This is a genomic window from Sinorhizobium garamanticum (genome assembly GCF_029892065.1).
Taxonomy (GTDB): Bacteria; Pseudomonadota; Alphaproteobacteria; order Rhizobiales; family Rhizobiaceae; genus Sinorhizobium; species Sinorhizobium garamanticum.
Genome location: NZ_CP120374.1, coordinates 526,031 through 543,943 on the forward strand (window position 1 = coordinate 526,031; position 17,913 = coordinate 543,943).

Genomic DNA, 17,913 nt, shown 5'->3' on the forward strand with positions numbered 1-17,913 from the left:
GTCGCGGTCAATTACGCTTCTACCATTGAATCACATACGTTTTCTGAGTTGTCGCACTACAGGATGCCGTGGCATTTTTTTTGGGGGATCGAGCACCCTTCTGACCCAAGTCGGCGACCCCAGGAACCCGTCTGGCGACCCCACTTCAGAGCCGACGGGAGAGCCAAGTGCCAAGCCTCACGAATGGAGAAATTCGCCGCGCGCTGAAACAAGTCGAAGAGAGCGGCAAGCAGTTAAACCTCATCGATGGTGAAGGCCATGGCACCGGCCGGCTCGTCCTCGTTATGAAGCCGATGCCAACCCGCGTAACTGCAGACCGGATGGCCCCAGCAATGGCGCGACCAGAAATGGATCAAGAAAAGCTCGGATCTTATCCGGCGATGAGCCTGAGCACGGCTCGGAACGTGTTCGATCGTGACTTTGCTCATGTGATTCTGAAGGGCCGCAACATCAAGATCGCAGGAGGTCCTAGTATCGAAAAGGGATCTGCCCGACACGATGGTCTCCCCCGAGACCGGCGAGACGCTACGCCGGGGGATGCGCCCCTTCGTGGTTATCTATAGGGGCAAGAGCAAAACCAATGAACTACCGGGATACCATCCGGAAAACGGTGACGAAGGTATTCATGTGGGTGACGACATGGCCGTTACCGACGCGGCCTTAAGGGCGTTGAAGGAGGCGCTCGAAGGCATTCCCTCGCCTGCCACTATAAAAAGAGTACGGAAGAAACTGAAACTGTCTCAGCGTGAGGCTGGCGGCCTGCTCAAGGTTGGGGAAAATGCCTTCGACAAGTACGAGCGGGGGCTGGTCGAGCCAAGCGGCCCGACCAGCCAGTTGTTACGTCTACTGGATCACCATCCCGAGCTGATCGAGGAACTCCGTCAACGCGTGGCCTAGTCGCTCATGATGCCAGCGTGGAGCAACGCGGTTCCCAATGAGATGTTATGCGACATTCGAGGCTCAGAACCCCTATTCGGTTACGACCTCTCGCGGCGGAGCCGTTCGGCCAGCGTCACGCCGGACATGTAAGGGCTTCCGAGACCTGCTCCTTCAAAGAGGACGGCAACCCCATCGGGCACGTTCCGCCGAGTCCGGCGGTTGCGCGGCGGTCCCGGTCAGCTGAGGCGGAGGCCCGACCTGGCGTCGAAGAGATGAAATGTCTCCGGATTGCCGCGCAAGTGAATCTGTTCACCCACCCGGATCGTGGCATTCCGCGGGAATTCGACGGTGAGCATCTGTCCCTCGCCGATTTCAACATAGCCGTAGGTCTGGCTGCCCAGCCGTTCGGCGACCGCCAGCTTGCCGCTGAACCAGGCATCTTCCGCCAGGCAGGGTGACAGGTCCTCCGGCCTGATGCCCAGGATCGCGGGCCCGTCCTGCGACAGACCGATGCCCGAAGCGGGCAACTCGCGGCCACTCTGGCGAATTGTGCGCCGGCCGGTACCGTCGCCAACCACATCCACCGGCATGGTGTTCATGGTCGGACTGCCGATGAAGCGGGCGACGAAGAGGCTCGCCGGACGATGGTAGAGGTCGAGCGGCGGGCCGATCTGCTCGATGGCGCCGGAATTCAGCACCACGATCCGATCGGCAAGTGTCATCGCCTCCACCTGGTCATGGGTGACATAGATGGTCGTCGCCTTCATTCGGTTGTGCAGCTTGGCGATCTCCAGGCGCATCTCCACGCGCAAGGCGGCGTCGAGATTGGAGAGCGGTTCGTCGAACAGGAAGGCGGACGGCTCGCGCACGATCGCGCGCCCCATGGCGACGCGCTGGCGCTGACCACCGGAAAGTTGGGCCGGGCGGCGATCGAGGAAAGGCTGGATCTTGAGGATATCGGCAGCCTGCAAAACGCGCCGCTTGATCGTCTCCTCGTCGGCTCGGCGCATCTTGAGCCCGAAGGCCATGTTCTCGCGCACGCTCATGTGCGGATAAAGCGCATAGTCCTGGAACACCATGGCGATGTTGCGATCGGAAGGCGGCAGGGCGTTCACCACCTTGCCGCCGATATCGAGCACGCCGCCGGAGATCTCCTCCAGCCCCGCGATCATGCGCAGCAGGGTGGATTTGCCGCAGCCGGAGGGGCCAACCAGCACGAGGAATTCTCCGCTCGCGATCTCGATGTCGATGTCATGGATGACTTGCAGCGAGCCATAGGTTTTCCGGATCTGCCTCAACGCGATAGCGGTCACGAATTTTCCTCCACCAGGCCAATCGGTCCTTGACCTTTATTATCGATATCAATATCAATAATGATACACACGACGATTGGCAACTCCACAGGTCGCATCCATGACTTATTTTCCCGCAGGGCCGCATGGTCGAAATGCCGGCAAGCCGGCGAAGTCGACGGCAGCCTTCAATGCGCTGAAGCGGGACATCATGCTCGGCGTATTGCCGGCCGGGACGGCGCTGACGGAGCTGGATCTGGCGGCCCATTTCTCCTGCAGCCAGGGCACGGTTCGCGAAGCGCTGCTTCAATTGCAGGAAGAGGGTCTCGTGCGCCGTCAGGGCCATCGCGGCACGCAGGTCTCCGAATGCACGGAGGCCGAGGCCGTCGAGATGTTCCGCGTGCGCCAGCAGATCGAATGCAACGGCATCGTCCGCGTGCTGCAGGCGCCGAGCCGCAACCTCGTCTCGGACCTCCGCGCACTGCTCGCAGAGATGGTAGAAGCCGCCAGGGCCGGCGACGAGCTCGAGCTTGCCTCTTTCGACCGGGACTTTCACCGCCGCATCTTCCAGGACGCGCGTCTGCCGGCCTTGGATCCGATCCTGCACCGCTGCCTCGTCCATAACCATCGCTTCAAGATCTCGCGCAGCACGACGCCGCGCGATCTCACGGCGACCGCTCAACGCCACGGCCCGATCATCGATGCGATCGAGAGCGGCGACCTCGCCAGGACGAGCGCGGCGCTCAGCCATCACATCGCGACGATCGTCGATCTGGGACCGGACGTCTTTCCGGATGCCAGCCAATGAACGACACGACGAACATGTCGCGCCTCTCGCCGGAAATGGCAGAGCTGCTTACCCCCCTCGCTCAGGTCGACCCGACCCTGATGCCACCTGCCGAAGGACGGCTGTTGTCCGAGGAAAGCAACCGCCGCTGGAACCGCGAGCTGCCTGCGATGGCACGCGCCGCGCAGGCATGGATCGAGCCGATCGCAGAGCTTGGCTCCGAGAGGGTGCGCGTCAAGGTCCTGGTGCCTGATCGCCCTGGAGCGGGCGCAATCGTCTTCGTCCATGGCGGCGGTTTCGCCTTCTGCAGCCCGGAAACGCATGAGCGCTGCGCGCGAGTGCTGGCGCTCGAATCCGGCCTGCCGGTTCTGCTGCCGGACTATCGGCTGGCACCGGAAAACCCGTACCCGGCCGGGCTCAGGGACGTGATCTCGACGGTCCGGCAGGCCCCCCTTCTTATGAAGGCTTCTGGCCTGGAAGCCGGTCCACTGATCCTTGCCGGCGATTCCGCCGGCGCCAATCTGGCGCTCGCCGCGATGCTGCACGAGCAGGCGATCGGACTGCCGCCGGTGGCGGGCGGGCTTCTCTTCTACGGCACCTATGCGGGCGACTTCGCGACCGCTTCCTACAGGGAATTCGAGAACGGACCGGGACTGACCGCGGGCAAGATGCAACGCTACTGGCGCTGGTATGTCGGCGATCGTGATGTCTCCACCGACCCTTTGGCCTGCCCGCTCCTGGCCGAAGACGCCGCGCTCGCCACCCTCCCCCCGCTTCACCTCATGGCCGCGGGCGTCGATCCCCTGCTGTCGGACACCCTCGCCCTCAAAGTACGCCTTCGCGCGCTCGGCCGCAGCGAAACGGCGACCGTCATACCCGGGGTCACGCATGGCTTCCTGCAAAATACCCTCGATCTTGCGGCAGCGCGGGAGGCGTTGGCCGAGGCCGGGCGAGCGGCCGCTCGAATGGCCGCAACCACCTGAGTTCGATTTTCAGAGGAGGAGACAATGAAAATCTGGAGGACATTCACCATTGGCGCCGCGCTTGCGGTCTCGCTGGTCGCGAGCGCCGCATCGGCGGAGACCGTTCGCTTCTGGTACCATTTCGACAATCCGGAAAACCCGATGGACGAGCTGGTCGCCAAGTTCGAGGCCGCCAATCCCGGTATCGAGATTGAAGCGGAAAATGTTCCGTGGAACAGCTACTACGACAATCTCTACACCGCGCTGGTCGGCGGCAATGCGCCCGATGCGGCCATGGTCAAGCTTTTCGCCCAGCCGCGGCTGATCGAAATGGGTGCGCTCGAACCAATTGGCGAGCGTATCGACGCCTGGTCCGGCAAGGCGGACCTGCTCGACAATCTTCTCGAACTGAACAAAGGTCCGGACGGCCAGCAATATTATCTTCCGGTCCAGTATGTGGTGCTCTACCTCTATTATCGCGCCGATCTCTTGGAGCAGGCTGGCCTGAAGCCGCCAACGACCTGCGACGAGTTCCGCGATGCCGCGATCAAGCTGACCAAGGCGCCCGATACCTATGGCTTCGGCCTTCGCGGCGGCAAGGGCGGCTGGGACCAGTGGGGCGCCTTCGTGCTGTCGCAGGGCGCCAAGCTCGAGCCCGGCGGTCTCACCACGCCGCAGGCGGTCGCTGCCAACCAATGGTTGATCGACCTCTTCCAGAAGGACAAGGCGATCCCGCCGTCGGCTCCGAACGACGGCTTCCAGGAAATCACCGGCGCCTTCAAGAACGGCACGACGGCGATGACCATCCATCACATCGGCTCGTCCAAGGACATGGTGACGGCTCTCGGCGACAAGGTCTCCGCCGTGCCCGTTCCGGAATGCGGCGGCGGCCGCTGGACGTCCTACGGCGACGAGTCGCTGGCGATCTTCTCTTCGTCCGAGGCCAAGGACGCAGCCTGGAAATGGATCTCGTTCCTCGCGGAGGCCGAGAACAACGTGGAGTTCAACAAGGCGACCGGCCAGTTGACCGTGACCAAGAGCGGCTCGGAGAACTGGGACCTGCATGAACGCCGCTTCGTCGACGCCACCGTGCAGTCGCTGCCCTTCGCGCGTGTTCTACCCCCGAACACGGCGACCTCGGAGTTCGTCAACACCGCCTGGCAGACCACGATGCAGCAGGCGCTGACGGGCCAAATCACCTCCGAGCAGATGATGCAACAGCTCGAGTCTCTCTTCGCGCAATGATGTCCTGCCCAGGGACTGGCCGGGACACCGGGCAGTCCCGACCTCCGAATTCACGTCCGGCCGAACACCGGCGGCCGGACCAATTTCGAGAGCCTTCACCGGCCGGGATATGACCGCATGACCGTGACAATCGCCCGCCACCCAACCAATATCGCCATCCCCACGCCCTGGAGCGTGCGGCTGATGCCTTACATGCTACTGGCGCCCGCAGTGCTCGTGACGCTCTTCATCGTCTTCTTTCCGATGCTGCAGGCAGTCGTCACCAGCTTCTACGACATGATCCTGTGGAAGCCGAATGCCAGCCGTTTCGTCGGCTTCGGTAACTATGTGAAGCTGTTCGTCGACCCCATCTTCTGGACGGCGCTCGCAAACACGGCGATCTGGATCGGCCTCACCGTGCCGCTACAAATGGGTCTCGGCCTGGTGACGGCACTGCTCCTCAACCGCGAGTTTCCCTGGCGTGGGCTGGCCCGCGCGCTCATCATCATTCCGTGGGCACTCCCAAGCGTCGTGATCGCTCTCATGTGGCGCTGGATCTACGATCCCAATACCGGCGTGCTGAACGACGTCCTCATCCACCTCTCCATCGTGCAGTCCGCGGTGCCGTGGCTTGCCGATCCCGACCTCGCACTCTACGCGATCATCGCGACACTCACCTGGCAGGGCTTTCCCTTTTTCGCCGTGATGATCCTCGCCGGGCTCCAGGGCATTCCCAAGAGCCATTATGAGGCCGCCGCCATCGACGGGGCGACGCCATGGCGAAAATTCGTCCACATCACCCTGCCCGGCATCGCACCGGTGCTGGCGACGGCGGGATTGCTCCGCGTCATCTGGGTCGCCAACTCGATGGACGTGATCTTCGTCATGACCGGAGGCGGACCGGGCTATGCCACCCACACGCTGCCGCTCTATGCCTTCATCCGCGCCCGACAGAATCTCGACTTCGGTTACGGCACTGCGATCGCCGTGACCTTCACGATCCTGCTCGGGGCCGTCGTCGCCGCCTATCTGGCCCGCACCATGCGCGAGGTAGAACGATGAACGGGCCAGGCACCATACGTCGCATCCTCACCACGGACCTGCCGGTGCTCCTGATCGTGCTCTTCGCGATGGGGCCCTTCGCCTGGATGGTCCTGACCTCGCTCACGCCGACGGCGACGCTCAACGCCACCGGCGTCTCGGTTTCGCCCGCCGGCTGGAGCCTCGACAATTATGCGCGGCTTCTGCGCCAGACGTCCTTTCTCGACAACATGCTGGACAGCCTGATCATTGCCTGCGGCACGGTCGCGCTCGGATTGGCGGTCGCTGTGACCGCTGCCTATGCCTTCTCGCGCTTCCGCTTCACCGGCCGCAAGCTGCTGATGCTGCAGTTCCTGCTGATCAACATGTTCCCCGTCGTGCTGCTCATCCTGCCGCTCTTCATCCTGATGCGGCGGATCGGCATCCTCGACACGCATTTCGGCCTCGTTCTCGCCAATGCGACGGTCGCCATTCCCTTCGCCGTCTGGATGATGACGAGCTATGTCGGCGCGATTCCGAAGAGCCTCGACGAGGCGGCCATGATCGACGGCTGCTCGCGGCTGACGGCGCTTCGCCGCGTCGTTCTGCCACTCACCATGCCCGGCATCATCTCGACCGGCATCTACATCTTCATCACCGCCTGGAACGAATATCTCTACGCCTTGACGCTCGGCGGCCGCAATGTGCGGCCCGTCACCGTCGCCATCCAGACCCTGATCGGCGAGTACCAGATCGAATGGGGCCTTCTCGCTGCCGGCGCGGTGGTGGGCGCCATGCCGGCAACAATCCTCTTCCTCCTCGTCCAGCGCCGCCTGATCGGCGGACTGACGCAGGGCGCGGTGAAGGGGTGACGCTCATGAAAGAGGACAGCCAATGAACCCCGTCGGGTTGATCTCCATGCAATATGCGCGGCCCTTCACGGCCGAACACTTTCCGCTTTTCCACGAGATGCGCAGGCTCGGCTACGACTTCGTCGAACTGCTGGTGCCCGAGCCCGGTGAACTCGATCTTGCGGAGACCCGCAAGGCCCTGGAAGCGGCCGAACTCTCCGTTGTGCTTGCCGCCCGCGTGAACCTCCAGCGCAACCTTTCCTCCGACGACCCGGCAGCCCGCCGCGCCGGCATCGACTACCTGAAATACGCCGCCGACTGCGCGGCTGCGCTCGGCGCCACGATCGTCGGCGGTCCACTGACGGGCAACCCCCTCGTCTTCGCCGGACGGCCGCCGCAACCGGTCGCGGAGGAGGAACGGCGCGCGCGCAAGGCGCGCTCGGTCGCCGGGCTGAAGGAAGCCGGCGACCACGCGGCGGCGCTCGGCGTCATGTTTGCGGTCGAGCCGCTCAACCGCTTCGAGAGCGACGTGCTCTGCACGACAAAGCAGGCGATCGAGCTTCTCGATGCGGTCCAACACCCGGCGGTCCAATTGATGCTCGACACCTTCCATATGCACATGGAGGAGGCTTCGATCGCCGAGGCGATCCGCCTCGGCGGCAAGCGCGTCGTGCATTTCCAGGCGAACGAAAACCATCGCGGCTTTCCGGGAACGGGCGCGACCGACTGGGTCGAGGTGTTCCGCGCGTTGCGCGAGATCGGCTACGAGGGGCCGGTATCGCTGGAGCCCTTCCGGCGCGACGACGACCGGTTCGGCGTGCCCTTTGCCCAGTGGCGGCCGCCGCACGAGGACGAGAGCGCACGCCTCAGAGCCAGCGCTGAATTCATCAAATCCCACATCCTGCTTACGGAATATCGTCGATGACACTTAAGATCGGTTGGATCGGGTGCGGTGTACACGCCACCCAGATGCTGCTCCCGCAACTCGTTCGCCATGACGTTGAGCTCGCAGCCCTCTGCGACATCGATGGCAAGCGCCTCGCCTCGGCCGGCCGGCAGTTCGGCGTATCTCGGCTGACAAGCGACGCCGCCGAGCTGATCTCCATGTCGGGCATCGACGCCATCGGCATGGCGGTCGGGCCCGACCAGCATCTCGCCTTCGGCAAGGCGGCGCTCGCGCGCGGTCTTCCCGTCTTCATGGAGAAGCCGCCGTCAGGCAGCGCCGCTGGCGCGCGGGAACTGCTGGCGGCCTCCGAGAAATCCGGCAAGCCGCTGCTGGTCGGCTTCATGAAGCGCTATTCCGCCGGCAACAGGATCGCCGCGAACATCCTGCGCTCCGGCCGCTTCGGCGAGATCTACGGCCTGACCGGCTATTACATGACCGCGCCGGGCTATTTCGCCGGTAACGTGGACTATACCGGCTTCTTCCTGCACCATTGCGTACACTACATGGACCTCGTGTCCTTCCTAGTGTCGCCCGTCTCCAGACTTTCGGCCCGCAAGGTGGAGAAGGAGCGCGGCAAGGTGCTGTTCCACGTCCATTTCGACTTCGAATGCGGTGCGATCGGCACGATTGCCATGGGCACCACGCAATCGCGCGGGGCGCCGGTCGAACGCATCGAGATCATGGGCGACCATCAGCGCATCGAGATCGACAACGTCATCGAGGTGCGCTGGAACCGCAATCCGCCCTTCAAGGTGGACGATCCGGCGGCAACGCTTTCCGATACGGTCGACAGCCTCACCTGGAAGCCGAACTTCACGGCGGCGGCGAACGAGGACCCGAAGGGCTACCATTCGCTTCTCGCTGACGTTGTTCCGACGCTTGGCGGAGCGACGACCGCGGCTCCAACCATCCGCGACGGCGTCGTCGCCATGGAGCGCTTGGAAACGCTGCGGCGCGAACTCGCCCTTTGATCAAAAATCATTCGTAGAGCGTCCGGGCAAGGCCGATGCGCTGGCGCTGTCCGGCGGACAGGGTGGCGCCGCCGGCGCCGGTCCGCGTGTCATAGCCTTCCGGCATCGACCGAATCATCTGATGCACCGGCCTGCTCGGCCGCCTCGATGATCGCCACCGGGTCCGCATCCCTGGCGGTCCGGCCGATGGTCTCGGCGATCGTTCTTCGAGATTCGACAAGGCCGATGGGCGTTGCGGAATATAGGATCTCTGCAGCCCTCCCCGAACCATTGCAGGAGCTCCCCACAGAGGCGGAATTTGCACGCGGGGTCCCATTGATGTCGCTCGTGAAGCTGCGCACAGAGGTTGAGCGTGAAATCCGCCCACTGATGGCCAACCAGGCCGAGGGCGAGCGATCGGCCGCTCTGGGCCGATGCTAACGGAGCTCCAGCGACTCGGACTAGCGCCGCAAACAGCCGAGCGGTTCCGAAACGCCCTTCACGCGATGAACCGCGCAGCGCACGGATTGGACGTGGCGACCGCGGAAGCATTTGAGGCGACCGAGATTGCTGTCGCCTTCCTTGCTGAGCTTCGAGCGATCCGCAACAGCCGATCCTCGTGATCAGCAACATTCGGCGGCCATTGCTCCGCCAAACATTCCCACATCGGCGGGGTCCGCGCCCAGGACGCCTCCGACAATGAATAGCGCCCCGGCTTCGGTCGAATGTTCCAGGGGTACATTATGCGATTTTCGAAGCACAGAGCGTGAACAGCAATCGACCTGTTCTCATTGCACTCCGGTCAAAGCAGGCGCCGATGGGGCAATCCCTTTTGGGCGCTAGAACAGCAGTTGGACCTTCATGGATTTGTTCCTGTCGGCGGCGGTTTCGAAGGCTTTGGCGGCGTCCTCGAGTGGGAAGGTTCCGGTCACGAGCGGTTTCAGGTCGAACCGGCGATGGTTGATGAGGTCGACGGCAAGACCGAACTCCTCGTGGAACCGGAACGTCCCCTTCATCTCGATTTCCTTGGCGACCACCATGTTCTGCGGGATGGTGACATCGCCGCCGAGGCCGAGCTGGACGAGAACGCCGCGTGGTCTCAGAACCTCCAGACCGGAACGCAGGGCGCTCTGGTTGCCGGACGCCTCGAACTGGACGTCGAAGTATCCCTTGTTTGCCGAGTAAGCCGAAAGCGTTTCCGCGTTGCTCGCTACATTGATGACCCGGTCGGCGCCGACCTCGAGCGCCTTCTTCAGAACCGCATCCATTACATCCGTCGCGACGATCTCACGGGCGCCGTGCGCACGCGCCGCGATGATGGCCAGCGCGCCAATCGGCCCACAGCCGGTGACGAGAACCCGCTTGTCGGTGAGCGCGCCAGCACGCACGACCGCGTGCAACGCCACGGCGAACGGTTCAGCCATCGCCGCTTCGTGGATCGACACGCCGTTCGCCACCTTGTGGCATTGCCATTGTTCAGCGACGAGGCGCTGGCGGAACGCACCCTGGATATGCGGCATCGGCATGGCGCTGCCGTAGAAGCGCATGTTGAGGCAATGGTTCTGCTGCCCCTTCAGGCAGTAGTCGCAGGTATTGCAGGGCCGGCTCGGCGAGATGGCGACCCGGTCGCCGACTGCGAAGCCGGAAACGCCCTCCCCCAGAGCCTTGATCGTGCCGGCCACTTCGTGCCCGAGGATCATCGGCTCGCGGACGCGCACCGTGCCGAAGCCGCCGTGATTGTAGTAATGCAGATCGGAGCCGCAGATGCCGCCGGCCTCGATGGCCACCTCCACCTGTCCGGGGCCGGGGCTTTCGACCTCTCTTTCCTCAATGCGCAGATCCTTGGCGGCGTGGATGACGACGGCTTTCATCGGGCTTCTCTCAGATAACGGGGGTCAACAGGGCGGCGCCGGCAAAATGGGCCGCGAGATTGTCGCGCACCAGCTTGCCCATTGCCTTGCGGGTTTCGACCGTGCCCGATGCATGATGCGGCTGCACCAGGACATTGTCGAGCTTCAGAAAGCGCGGGTTGAGCTTCGGCTCGCCTTCGAAGACATCGAGCGCCGCCGATCCCAGCGTGCCGTTTTCCAACGCCTCGAGCAGCGCTTCTTCATCGATGTTGGACGCCCGCGAGATGTTGATCAACATGCCGTCCGAACCGAGCGCCGCAATCACGTCTTTCGAGACGATGTGACGGGTCTCGGCCGATGCGGCCAGCGTCACGAACAGGAAGTCGGCATGGCACGCCAGCGCGACGGGATCGGCGATGAAGGCCATGCCTTCCCCATACGGCTTGTCGGCAACGTCGCTATAGGCGATATCCATATCGAAGCCGCGCAGGCGCTTGGCGACCTCGAAGCCGATGCGACCGAGACCAAGTACGCCGGCCTTGCGGCCCCAGACGCGGCGCTTCAGCGGATAAAGACCCTTGGCCTCCCAGCTTCCGTCCTTCACCCAGGTTTCGGCGCCGATCATGCCGCGCGACTGGCACAGCATCATCGCAATGCCAAGATCGGCGACATCATTGGTCAGCACGTCCGGCGTGTTGGTGACGCGGATGCCCCTCGCCCGGCAGGCCGCCAGATCGACGGCATCGTAACCCACGCCGTAGACAGAGATGACTTCGAGCTTAGGAAGCCTTTCAATCAGGGCGGCCGAGGCGCCGAGCTCGCCGCGCGTGGCGATCGCGCGAATGCTCTCGGCATGCCGGTCGATCAAGGCATCGCTGTCTTCCGCCTCGTAGAGCTTGTGGACGATATAGCGGCCCTCGAGTTCGACGAGGTCCCAGTCCGGATAAGGCCCCGTCATCAAGATTTCCGGTCTGCTCATTGTTCTCCTCCGATCAGTAGGTCTGGCCTGCGTTTCTCTTGCGGGCAGCCAGAAGCGTCATGGCCATCGCGACGATGGCCTCCAGCGATTGATTGATGTCCAGCGTCACCACGTCCTTCTCGCCCGTCGGCAGTTCGAGCGTGGCGAATTGGCTGTCGAGAAGCAAAAGCGGCATGTATTCGTGCTGGCGCCCCGCCATGCGCGCCGCCAGCAGCGCGCGGTCGCCTTGCAGGAAGACGAATGTCATCGGGCGCCCGGCGAGCATCCGCAGCCGATCGCGATAGCACCGCCTTAGGGCTGAGCAGGAAACAACGATGTCCCTCGCCGCGCCCAACTCCCTGCCGAGCGCGTCAAGCCAGGGCCACCGATCGTGATCATCAATCGGGATGCCCATCCGCATCTTCTCGACATTGGCCGCAGGATGCAGGCTATCGCCTTCCACGAACGGGCAATCGAGATATCCGGCAAGCCGCTCCCCGACCGAGCTTTTGCCGCAGCCGGATACGCCCATCACCACGATCGGGCCGAAGGCGCTCGCCACCTTAGAGGCTGGTCGTGATGCCGCCGTCGACATAAAGCGTGTGTCCGTTGACGAAGGAGGAAGCCCTGGCTGACAGGTAAACCGCCGCGCCGACCAGTTCCTCGACATTGCCCCAGCGGCCGGCCGGCGTGCGCTTCTCCAGCCAGGACGAGAATTCGGTGCTGTCGACCAGCGCCTGATTGAGCGGCGTCTTGAAATAGCCGGGCGCGATCGCATTGATCTGCAGGCCGTATCGCGCCCAATCCGCACACATGCCGCGCGTCAGATTCTTCACCGCCCCCTTGGTCGCCGTATAGGGCGCAATACCGGGACGGGCGAGTTCACTCTGCACCGAAGCGATGTTGATGATTTTGCCGCGCCCTCGCCCAATCATGTGGCGGGCAACCGCCTGGCCGACATAAAAGACGCTGGAGATATTTGTCTTGAGCAACTGTTCCCAACGGTCGGCAGGAAAGTCTTCCAGTGGCGCACGGAACTGCGTGCCGGCGTTGTTGATCAGGATGTCGATCGCACCGATACCCTCCTCGATTGCATCCACACCGCGCCGAACTGCTTCCGCATCCGTTACGTCGAAGTCCGCGACATCGATGGCACCGTGACCTTCGTTCTTGAGGGCTGTTGCAGCACCTGCGAGCCTGGCCTCGTCTCGTCCGTTCAGCACGATCGACGCGCCGTGTTGCGCGAGCCCGCGCGCCAAGGCAAGGCCTATCCCTTGCGACGATCCTGTGACCAACGCGCGGGAACCGGAAAGATCAAATAGCGGGAAGGTCATGAAACTTCCTTGCGAGGATAGAAATGAAAACACCACACGGCGGCAGGGCGGCAGGCCGGGCTCAGATATCTACGACCAGCCCCTTGGTCTTCAAAACCGATTCCAGCTTGCTAACTTCGATCACCGACTTGCCCTGTTTATAGGCCTCGATATAGCCAGCCTCGGCATCCTCGCGGGTCTGCGAAAGACGTGCGGCTTCCTGGGCCTCGGCGCGCCGGACGACCACCAGACCGTCGGCATCGCCCACGATTATATCGCCGGGATTGATGATTTCCCCGCCGACGATGATCGGGTCGTTGACGGCGGCGATCGTTTCCTTGACCGTACCCTTGATGCAGACACTGAGCGAGAAGACCGGGAAGCCGAGCTCCTTCAATTGAAGAGTGTCACGCACGCCTGTATCGGTCACGAGACCGCCGATACCCTTGGCAAGACAGGCATTGGCCAAAACGTCGCCGAAGGAACCGGCTTCTTCATATTCGCCGGCCGACACGACGATGATGTCGCCCGGCTTGGCGTAGTTAATGGCGAGTTGCAGCATGATGTTGTCACGCGGCGCGCATCTTACGGTAAAGGCCGGACCACACAGCTTCATGCGATAATCGACCGGCTTCAGGCGGGAGGAAAGCGCCCCCTTGCGTCCCTGGGCTTCGTGGATGGTCGCAGGCGAAAATTTGGACAGCGCCTCGATGTCGGCCCGGCTGGGACGTTCGACGATGTCTTTGATATGGATCATAAGAAACTCCCATGGTGAGACCGACGGCGGGCATTTCCCGCCGCCTGGAGTGTTCGATGTTTTGAGATTGGTTTGGCTGAGCCGAGCAAGAATTGGGCTTACGGGATTGGGTTGAACTTCAGCTCAGAGAGCGGTACGACCTTGTCGGTACGCGTCATCTTGTATTCGGTATCCGGGCCGAGCCACTTGTCCCAGATCTTATTGAGCTCGCCGGACGTATCGAGCTTATGGAGCACTTCGTTGATCTTGGCGGTCAGGGCAGGATTGTCCTTGGCCATGCCGATGCCGATCGGCTGGAACAGCATCGGTTCCTCGATCATCCGCATTTCCTTGCCCCTGTTCTTCGATTCATTGACGAACTTGGTCGTCGTCATAGTGTTCGCCACCATGCCGCGTGCCTTGCCCTGCTGGACGGCGAGGTAGGCGGACGCCGTATCCTGGAAGGTCAGCGGCTCCGACTTGTTGAGCTTGATCGACATCTCCGAGGTAGAGCCCTTGGTCGAAGCGACGCGCTTGCCTTCGTAGTCGGACTTTTTCTTCCCCGGATCGTCCACCGGGACAATTAGCATTTCCTTGGCGAGGTAATACGGATCACTGAACTGGATCTGCTCGGCGCGGCTCAGGGTATAAGCGAGATTGGCAACGGTGATGTCTACGCGCCCGAGCTTGACTTCCGGCACGCGGGCTTCGACCGATACCGGCTTGACCTCGGCCTTGACGCCGAGCTCCTTGGCGATGGCATTGCACAGATCGACGTCGAAGCCGGCCATTTCGCGGGTCCTCAGATCGGGCGCCGCGAAGGGCGGAACATCGGCAAATGTCGCGCAACGCAGCGTCTTGTTTGCCAGGATCGTGTCGAGTTGATCCGCTTTTGCCGGCGTGGCTGCGGCAGCACCTGCAAGCGCGACCGTGAGCGTGATGCATTTCCAGTTCATTGCTGTTCTCCTTGTATTTTCTCGTGAGTATCAGTGGCGCAGATCTGTGAGGAACCGCTGCGCGCGCGGATGACGTGGGTTCTTAAAGAACTCTTCTGGTGGAGCGATTTCGAGGATCTGGCCGGCATCGATGAACCAGATGCGATCGGCCACCTCGCGGGCGAAGCCCATTTCGTGGGTGACGCAGAGCATGGTCATGCCTTCGGCAGCAAGGCCCTTCATGACAGCGAGCACTTCACCAACCATTTCCGGATCGAGCGCGCTGGTCGGCTCGTCGAACAGCATGACCGGCGGCTCCATGGCGAGCGCCCGGGCAATAGCCACGCGTTGCTGCTGGCCGCCGGACAACTGACCTGGATAGGCTCCTGCCTTCTCGGCAAGACCGACCCGGTCGAGCAGCTTAAGCGCCCTCTCATGAGCGACGTCTGGCGCCACTCCCTTCACGCGGATCGGGGAGATCGTAACGTTTTCGACGACCGAGAGATGCGGGAACAGGTTGAAGTTCTGGAAGACGAACCCGATGCGGCTGCGCAAAAGGTTGAGTTCCTTAGTCCTCTTTTCGGCATGAATGTCTTGGCCATCCAGGGTAATCGATCCGCTGCTGATTTCTTCAAGGCGATTGATGGTGCGGATCAGCGTGGACTTGCCCGACCCGGACGGTCCGCAGATCACCACCACCTCGCCTCGCGCAACCTCGGCGTCGATGTTTTTCAGGACCGGATAGTTACCGTAGCTCTTGCAGACGTTGGAAAGACGGATCGTCTGCTGCTGGGGCGATGATGCTGACGTGATCATGGCTGCTCCGTTATGACTTTGACCTGCGCCAGCGACGCGGAGGACTCGCGATACACCACTCCGGCACGCTTGCGGGCGATGCGTCGCTCAATGACGTTTGCGACGTGCGTGAGGCTCCAGCAGATGGCGTAGTAGACGACCGCGAGGATGAGAAACACCTGGAAGGGCTGCGTCAGAAGCTGGTTGTTGACCTGGCTTGCCGCGAACGTGAGATCAGGCACGTTGATGACATATCCGAGCGTGGTGTCCTTGATCGTCGCCACAAATGTCGAGATCATGCTCGGGATCATGTTGTAGAGCGCCTGGGGTAGGATGATGAGGCGCATCGCACCCATGTAGCTGTGGCCGAGCGCACGCGCCGCATCCATCTGGCCAGGTCCCAAGGCGACAATCCCCGCTCGCACCACCTCGCTTAGGAAGGCGCCCTGGTAGATTACCAGCGTCGTTAGCATGGTGTAGAAGCTCGGGACGTCGGCTCCCGTGAGCAGCGGTACCAGGAAATAGCTCCACAGGATGAGCATCAGCAGCGGCACGCCGCGTGTGATGTAGACGAGGGCCGTCACCGGCCACCGCAGCAGCGCCCACTTGGAGAGGCGCGCCAACGCGAGGAGAATGCTGACCGGGAAGGCAAGCGCGATGCTGAGCCCCGAGAGGATCAGTGTGTTCGCCAGTCCTCCGAGCGGGCCGTTCGGATACTGGCCGATCAGCAGCAGCAGCCAGTAGTCGTTGATGATATTGACGATGTCGCCGATCATGCGCGCGCCCTCCGTACCGGATCAGCGCGCATCGCGAAGTAGGCGCCGGCACCCATGATCAGCAGCGAGAAGACCAGATAGAGAACCGTGCCGACCAGATAGATCTCGAACGTGCGGAAGCTTAAGTTCTCGATCTCCTTCACCGCATGCGTCAGTTCGGGCGCTCCGATGACGATCGCAAGGCTGCTGTTCTTGAACAGGGAGACGCTGTGATTGATGAGAGGCGGGAGCGCATTGCGCACGCCCTGCGGCATGATGATGAAGCGCATCGCCGAGAGATAGCTGTGTCCCAACGCCTTCGCCGCCTCCATCTGGCCGGGGCTGACAGAACGCAGGCCGGACCGGAGGTCCTCGCTGAAATAGGCTGCCTGACAAAGCCCGAGGCCAATCACCGCAAAGATCGTTTCGCCGTTGTGGGCTGTGAGCCAATCGGCCAGTCCCGAGGGCAACAGCGTGAATATGCCGAAATACCACAACATCAACTGCACGAGGGTCGGCACGTTGCGATGGTAGGAGACATAGGCTGCCACAGCGCGATCGCCGAAACGCGAAGGCGAAAACCGGATGCAGAGGAGGATGAGCGCAAGCGTCATCGCCAGAAGCCATGATCCGACATAGATGACGAACGTCATCTCGATCCCGTGCAGGAGCATCGCGACATATTCCTGATTTCTCAGGATGGCCGAAAGGTCGAACCCGTTCACGGCCTCGGCTCCTTCGACGTGCTGGGCTCCGCCGGGGCCTGCGGCTTGGCCGTCTGCAAACCGCCCATCACCTGCAATGTCGGCGTTATCTCCATATGCCCGATGTTGACTGCGACCGGCGCGGAAATCGCGAAGGCGATCGCCTCGGCGATATCGGCGGCCTGCGGCAGTTCAAACCCGTCGATGAAGCGCTCACGGACACTCGGGTCATTGCCATGAACGTGGTTGAATATGTCCGTCGCGACGCGGCCGGGGCAGATCTCTGTCACGCGCACGCGCTTGCCGAATGCATCAATGCGCAACTGGTTCGACAGCATGGCGACGCCGGCCTTGACGGCATGATAGGTAGAGTTGCCGCCGAAATTATAATTGCCGGCAATCGAGGAGATGTTGATGACGTGCCCGCGATCGCGCTCCACCATCCCGGGCACGATCAGACGGCAAATATGCAGGACGGCGCGAAGGTTGACATCAACCAAGAGATCGATGTCCTCTTCGTCCGCTTGGAGGAATTTCTTTGGCCGATCGACGCCGGCATTGTTGACCAGAATATCGAAGTGCACGCGGTTCGCGAGATCGGCGATCGCCAGCCGATCGGTGACATCGATAACGTGCGCCATGCAGCCCGTACGCTCGGCCAACTCCTTCAGGGCGCCGGCGCTTCGGGCGATTGCATGTACTTCGATATCCTCACGGCGAAGCCGCTCTACGACTGCAGCGCCGATACCGGAGGAAGCGCCGGTCACCAATGCGGTCTTGTAATCGGAGAATGGCATTCTGATCCCCTTTTTTGTTGTGTTGGACATTAGCGGAGCTTTAACTCTCTGCCTAAGACCGATTATTTTTGGAGCAATAAGCAACTTTTATGGAGCTTGGCCGGCAGCGGACGAACGGTCCAAAACGCGGGAAATCTTGCCTTTTACTCAAGGGCGAAA

General features: G+C 62.3%; 20 protein-coding genes. 9 read left to right on the forward strand and 11 right to left on the reverse strand.

Annotation, left to right across the window (positions count from 1 at the left end):
- Nucleotides 1-167 precede the first annotated feature (167 nt).
- Complete coding sequence (locus tag PZN02_RS22400; protein WP_425336341.1) at nucleotides 168-563, forward strand: hypothetical protein; 396 nt, start codon at nucleotides 168-170, stop codon at nucleotides 561-563.
- The gene (locus PZN02_RS22405; RefSeq protein WP_280662863.1) at nucleotides 550-897 is read left to right on the forward strand and encodes a type II toxin-antitoxin system MqsA family antitoxin; all 348 of its coding nucleotides are present in this window, start codon (nucleotides 550-552) and stop codon (nucleotides 895-897) included. The genes PZN02_RS22400 and PZN02_RS22405 overlap by 14 nt, the downstream gene beginning before the upstream one ends.
- A 218-nt stretch (nucleotides 898-1,115) precedes the next feature.
- Here the strand turns inward: PZN02_RS22405 and PZN02_RS22410 are convergent, their stop codons facing one another.
- On the reverse strand, nucleotides 1,116-2,192 hold the full coding sequence (locus tag PZN02_RS22410; RefSeq protein WP_280662864.1) for an ABC transporter ATP-binding protein: 1,077 nt from the start codon (nucleotides 2,190-2,192) through the stop codon (nucleotides 1,116-1,118).
- A gap of 100 nt (nucleotides 2,193-2,292) precedes the next feature.
- Here PZN02_RS22410 and PZN02_RS22415 point away from each other — a divergent pair, with 100 nt between their 5' ends.
- The 7 genes from PZN02_RS22415 to PZN02_RS22445 all read left to right on the forward strand — a co-directional run bounded on the left by PZN02_RS22415 (nucleotide 2,293) and on the right by PZN02_RS22445 (nucleotide 8,932).
- Entirely contained in the window at nucleotides 2,293-2,979 is a 687-nt protein-coding gene (locus tag PZN02_RS22415) for a GntR family transcriptional regulator (RefSeq protein ID WP_280662865.1), read from the forward strand.
- The gene (locus PZN02_RS22420; protein ID WP_280662866.1) at nucleotides 2,976-3,941 is read left to right on the forward strand and encodes an alpha/beta hydrolase; all 966 of its coding nucleotides are present in this window, start codon (nucleotides 2,976-2,978) and stop codon (nucleotides 3,939-3,941) included. The genes PZN02_RS22415 and PZN02_RS22420 overlap by 4 nt, the downstream gene beginning before the upstream one ends.
- A 24-nt stretch (nucleotides 3,942-3,965) precedes the next feature.
- The gene (locus tag PZN02_RS22425; protein WP_280662867.1) at nucleotides 3,966-5,165 is read left to right on the forward strand and encodes an ABC transporter substrate-binding protein; all 1,200 of its coding nucleotides are present in this window, start codon (nucleotides 3,966-3,968) and stop codon (nucleotides 5,163-5,165) included.
- Nucleotides 5,166-5,282: 117 nt separating this feature from the next.
- Nucleotides 5,283-6,206 (forward strand): carbohydrate ABC transporter permease, encoded by a 924-nt coding sequence (locus PZN02_RS22430; protein WP_280662868.1) that lies wholly within the window; start codon nucleotides 5,283-5,285, stop codon nucleotides 6,204-6,206.
- On the forward strand, nucleotides 6,203-7,036 hold the full coding sequence (locus PZN02_RS22435; RefSeq protein WP_280662869.1) for a carbohydrate ABC transporter permease: 834 nt from the start codon (nucleotides 6,203-6,205) through the stop codon (nucleotides 7,034-7,036). The genes PZN02_RS22430 and PZN02_RS22435 overlap by 4 nt, the downstream gene beginning before the upstream one ends.
- 22 nt (nucleotides 7,037-7,058) lie before the next feature.
- Nucleotides 7,059-7,940, forward strand: coding sequence for a sugar phosphate isomerase/epimerase family protein (locus PZN02_RS22440; protein WP_280662870.1), 882 nt, complete (start codon nucleotides 7,059-7,061; stop codon nucleotides 7,938-7,940).
- A complete protein-coding gene (locus tag PZN02_RS22445; RefSeq protein WP_280662871.1) occupies nucleotides 7,937-8,932 on the forward strand; it encodes a Gfo/Idh/MocA family protein in 996 nt (331 codons plus the stop codon). Before PZN02_RS22440 ends, PZN02_RS22445 begins: the two co-directional genes overlap by 4 nt.
- Nucleotides 8,933-9,750: 818 nt before the next feature.
- Here the strand turns inward: PZN02_RS22445 and PZN02_RS22450 are convergent.
- The 10 genes from PZN02_RS22450 to PZN02_RS22495 form a co-directional block, all read right to left on the reverse strand.
- Nucleotides 9,751-10,782, reverse strand: coding sequence for an L-idonate 5-dehydrogenase (locus tag PZN02_RS22450; RefSeq protein ID WP_280662872.1), 1,032 nt, complete (start codon nucleotides 10,780-10,782; stop codon nucleotides 9,751-9,753).
- Between the two features lie 10 nt (nucleotides 10,783-10,792).
- The gene (locus tag PZN02_RS22455) at nucleotides 10,793-11,740 is read right to left on the reverse strand and encodes a 2-hydroxyacid dehydrogenase (protein ID WP_280662873.1); all 948 of its coding nucleotides are present in this window, start codon (nucleotides 11,738-11,740) and stop codon (nucleotides 10,793-10,795) included.
- 13 nt (nucleotides 11,741-11,753) lie between these two features.
- The gene (locus tag PZN02_RS22460; RefSeq protein ID WP_280662874.1) at nucleotides 11,754-12,314 is read right to left on the reverse strand and encodes a gluconokinase; all 561 of its coding nucleotides are present in this window, start codon (nucleotides 12,312-12,314) and stop codon (nucleotides 11,754-11,756) included.
- Nucleotides 12,283-13,053, reverse strand: coding sequence for an SDR family oxidoreductase (locus PZN02_RS22465; RefSeq protein WP_280662875.1), 771 nt, complete (start codon nucleotides 13,051-13,053; stop codon nucleotides 12,283-12,285). Before PZN02_RS22465 ends, PZN02_RS22460 begins: the two co-directional genes overlap by 32 nt.
- Nucleotides 13,054-13,114: 61 nt before the next feature.
- Entirely contained in the window at nucleotides 13,115-13,789 is a 675-nt protein-coding gene (locus PZN02_RS22470; RefSeq protein ID WP_280662876.1) for a 4-carboxy-4-hydroxy-2-oxoadipate aldolase/oxaloacetate decarboxylase, read from the reverse strand.
- Nucleotides 13,790-13,887: 98 nt separating this feature from the next.
- Entirely contained in the window at nucleotides 13,888-14,724 is an 837-nt protein-coding gene (locus PZN02_RS22475) for an ABC transporter substrate-binding protein (RefSeq protein ID WP_280662877.1), read from the reverse strand.
- 30 nt (nucleotides 14,725-14,754) lie between these two features.
- Nucleotides 14,755-15,519 (reverse strand): amino acid ABC transporter ATP-binding protein, encoded by a 765-nt coding sequence (locus tag PZN02_RS22480; protein WP_280662878.1) that lies wholly within the window; start codon nucleotides 15,517-15,519, stop codon nucleotides 14,755-14,757.
- Nucleotides 15,516-16,274, reverse strand: coding sequence for an amino acid ABC transporter permease (locus PZN02_RS22485; protein ID WP_280662879.1), 759 nt, complete (start codon nucleotides 16,272-16,274; stop codon nucleotides 15,516-15,518). The genes PZN02_RS22480 and PZN02_RS22485 overlap by 4 nt, the downstream gene beginning before the upstream one ends.
- The gene (locus PZN02_RS22490) at nucleotides 16,271-16,978 is read right to left on the reverse strand and encodes an amino acid ABC transporter permease (RefSeq protein ID WP_280662880.1); all 708 of its coding nucleotides are present in this window, start codon (nucleotides 16,976-16,978) and stop codon (nucleotides 16,271-16,273) included. Before PZN02_RS22490 ends, PZN02_RS22485 begins: the two co-directional genes overlap by 4 nt.
- Nucleotides 16,975-17,754, reverse strand: a complete 780-nt coding sequence (locus tag PZN02_RS22495; RefSeq protein WP_280662881.1) for an SDR family oxidoreductase — start codon at nucleotides 17,752-17,754, stop codon at nucleotides 16,975-16,977. Before PZN02_RS22495 ends, PZN02_RS22490 begins: the two co-directional genes overlap by 4 nt.
- Nucleotides 17,755-17,913 lie beyond the last annotated feature (159 nt).

What these genes read in the sequence shown, in the direction of transcription:
- PZN02_RS22415 (WP_280662865.1), top strand. Translation starts at nt 2,293, where the DNA reads ATGACTTATTTTCCCGCAGGGCCGCATGGTCGAAATGCCGGCAAGCCG.
- PZN02_RS22420 (WP_280662866.1), top strand. Translation starts at nt 2,976, where the DNA reads ATGAACGACACGACGAACATGTCGCGCCTCTCGCCGGAAATGGCAGAG.
- PZN02_RS22425 (WP_280662867.1), top strand. Translation starts at nt 3,966, where the DNA reads ATGAAAATCTGGAGGACATTCACCATTGGCGCCGCGCTTGCGGTCTCG.
- PZN02_RS22430 (WP_280662868.1), top strand. Translation starts at nt 5,283, where the DNA reads ATGACCGTGACAATCGCCCGCCACCCAACCAATATCGCCATCCCCACG.
- PZN02_RS22435 (WP_280662869.1), top strand. Translation starts at nt 6,203, where the DNA reads ATGAACGGGCCAGGCACCATACGTCGCATCCTCACCACGGACCTGCCG.
- PZN02_RS22440 (WP_280662870.1), top strand. Translation starts at nt 7,059, where the DNA reads ATGAACCCCGTCGGGTTGATCTCCATGCAATATGCGCGGCCCTTCACG.
- PZN02_RS22445 (WP_280662871.1), top strand. Translation starts at nt 7,937, where the DNA reads ATGACACTTAAGATCGGTTGGATCGGGTGCGGTGTACACGCCACCCAG.
- PZN02_RS22450 (WP_280662872.1), bottom strand. Translation starts at nt 10,782, where the DNA reads ATGAAAGCCGTCGTCATCCACGCCGCCAAGGATCTGCGCATTGAGGAA.
- PZN02_RS22455 (WP_280662873.1), bottom strand. Translation starts at nt 11,740, where the DNA reads ATGAGCAGACCGGAAATCTTGATGACGGGGCCTTATCCGGACTGGGAC.
- PZN02_RS22460 (WP_280662874.1), bottom strand. Translation starts at nt 12,314, where the DNA reads ATGTCGACGGCGGCATCACGACCAGCCTCTAAGGTGGCGAGCGCCTTC.
- PZN02_RS22465 (WP_280662875.1), bottom strand. Translation starts at nt 13,053, where the DNA reads ATGACCTTCCCGCTATTTGATCTTTCCGGTTCCCGCGCGTTGGTCACA.
- PZN02_RS22470 (WP_280662876.1), bottom strand. Translation starts at nt 13,789, where the DNA reads ATGATCCATATCAAAGACATCGTCGAACGTCCCAGCCGGGCCGACATC.
- PZN02_RS22475 (WP_280662877.1), bottom strand. Translation starts at nt 14,724, where the DNA reads ATGAACTGGAAATGCATCACGCTCACGGTCGCGCTTGCAGGTGCTGCC.
- PZN02_RS22480 (WP_280662878.1), bottom strand. Translation starts at nt 15,519, where the DNA reads ATGATCACGTCAGCATCATCGCCCCAGCAGCAGACGATCCGTCTTTCC.
- PZN02_RS22485 (WP_280662879.1), bottom strand. Translation starts at nt 16,274, where the DNA reads ATGATCGGCGACATCGTCAATATCATCAACGACTACTGGCTGCTGCTG.
- PZN02_RS22495 (WP_280662881.1), bottom strand. Translation starts at nt 17,754, where the DNA reads ATGCCATTCTCCGATTACAAGACCGCATTGGTGACCGGCGCTTCCTCC.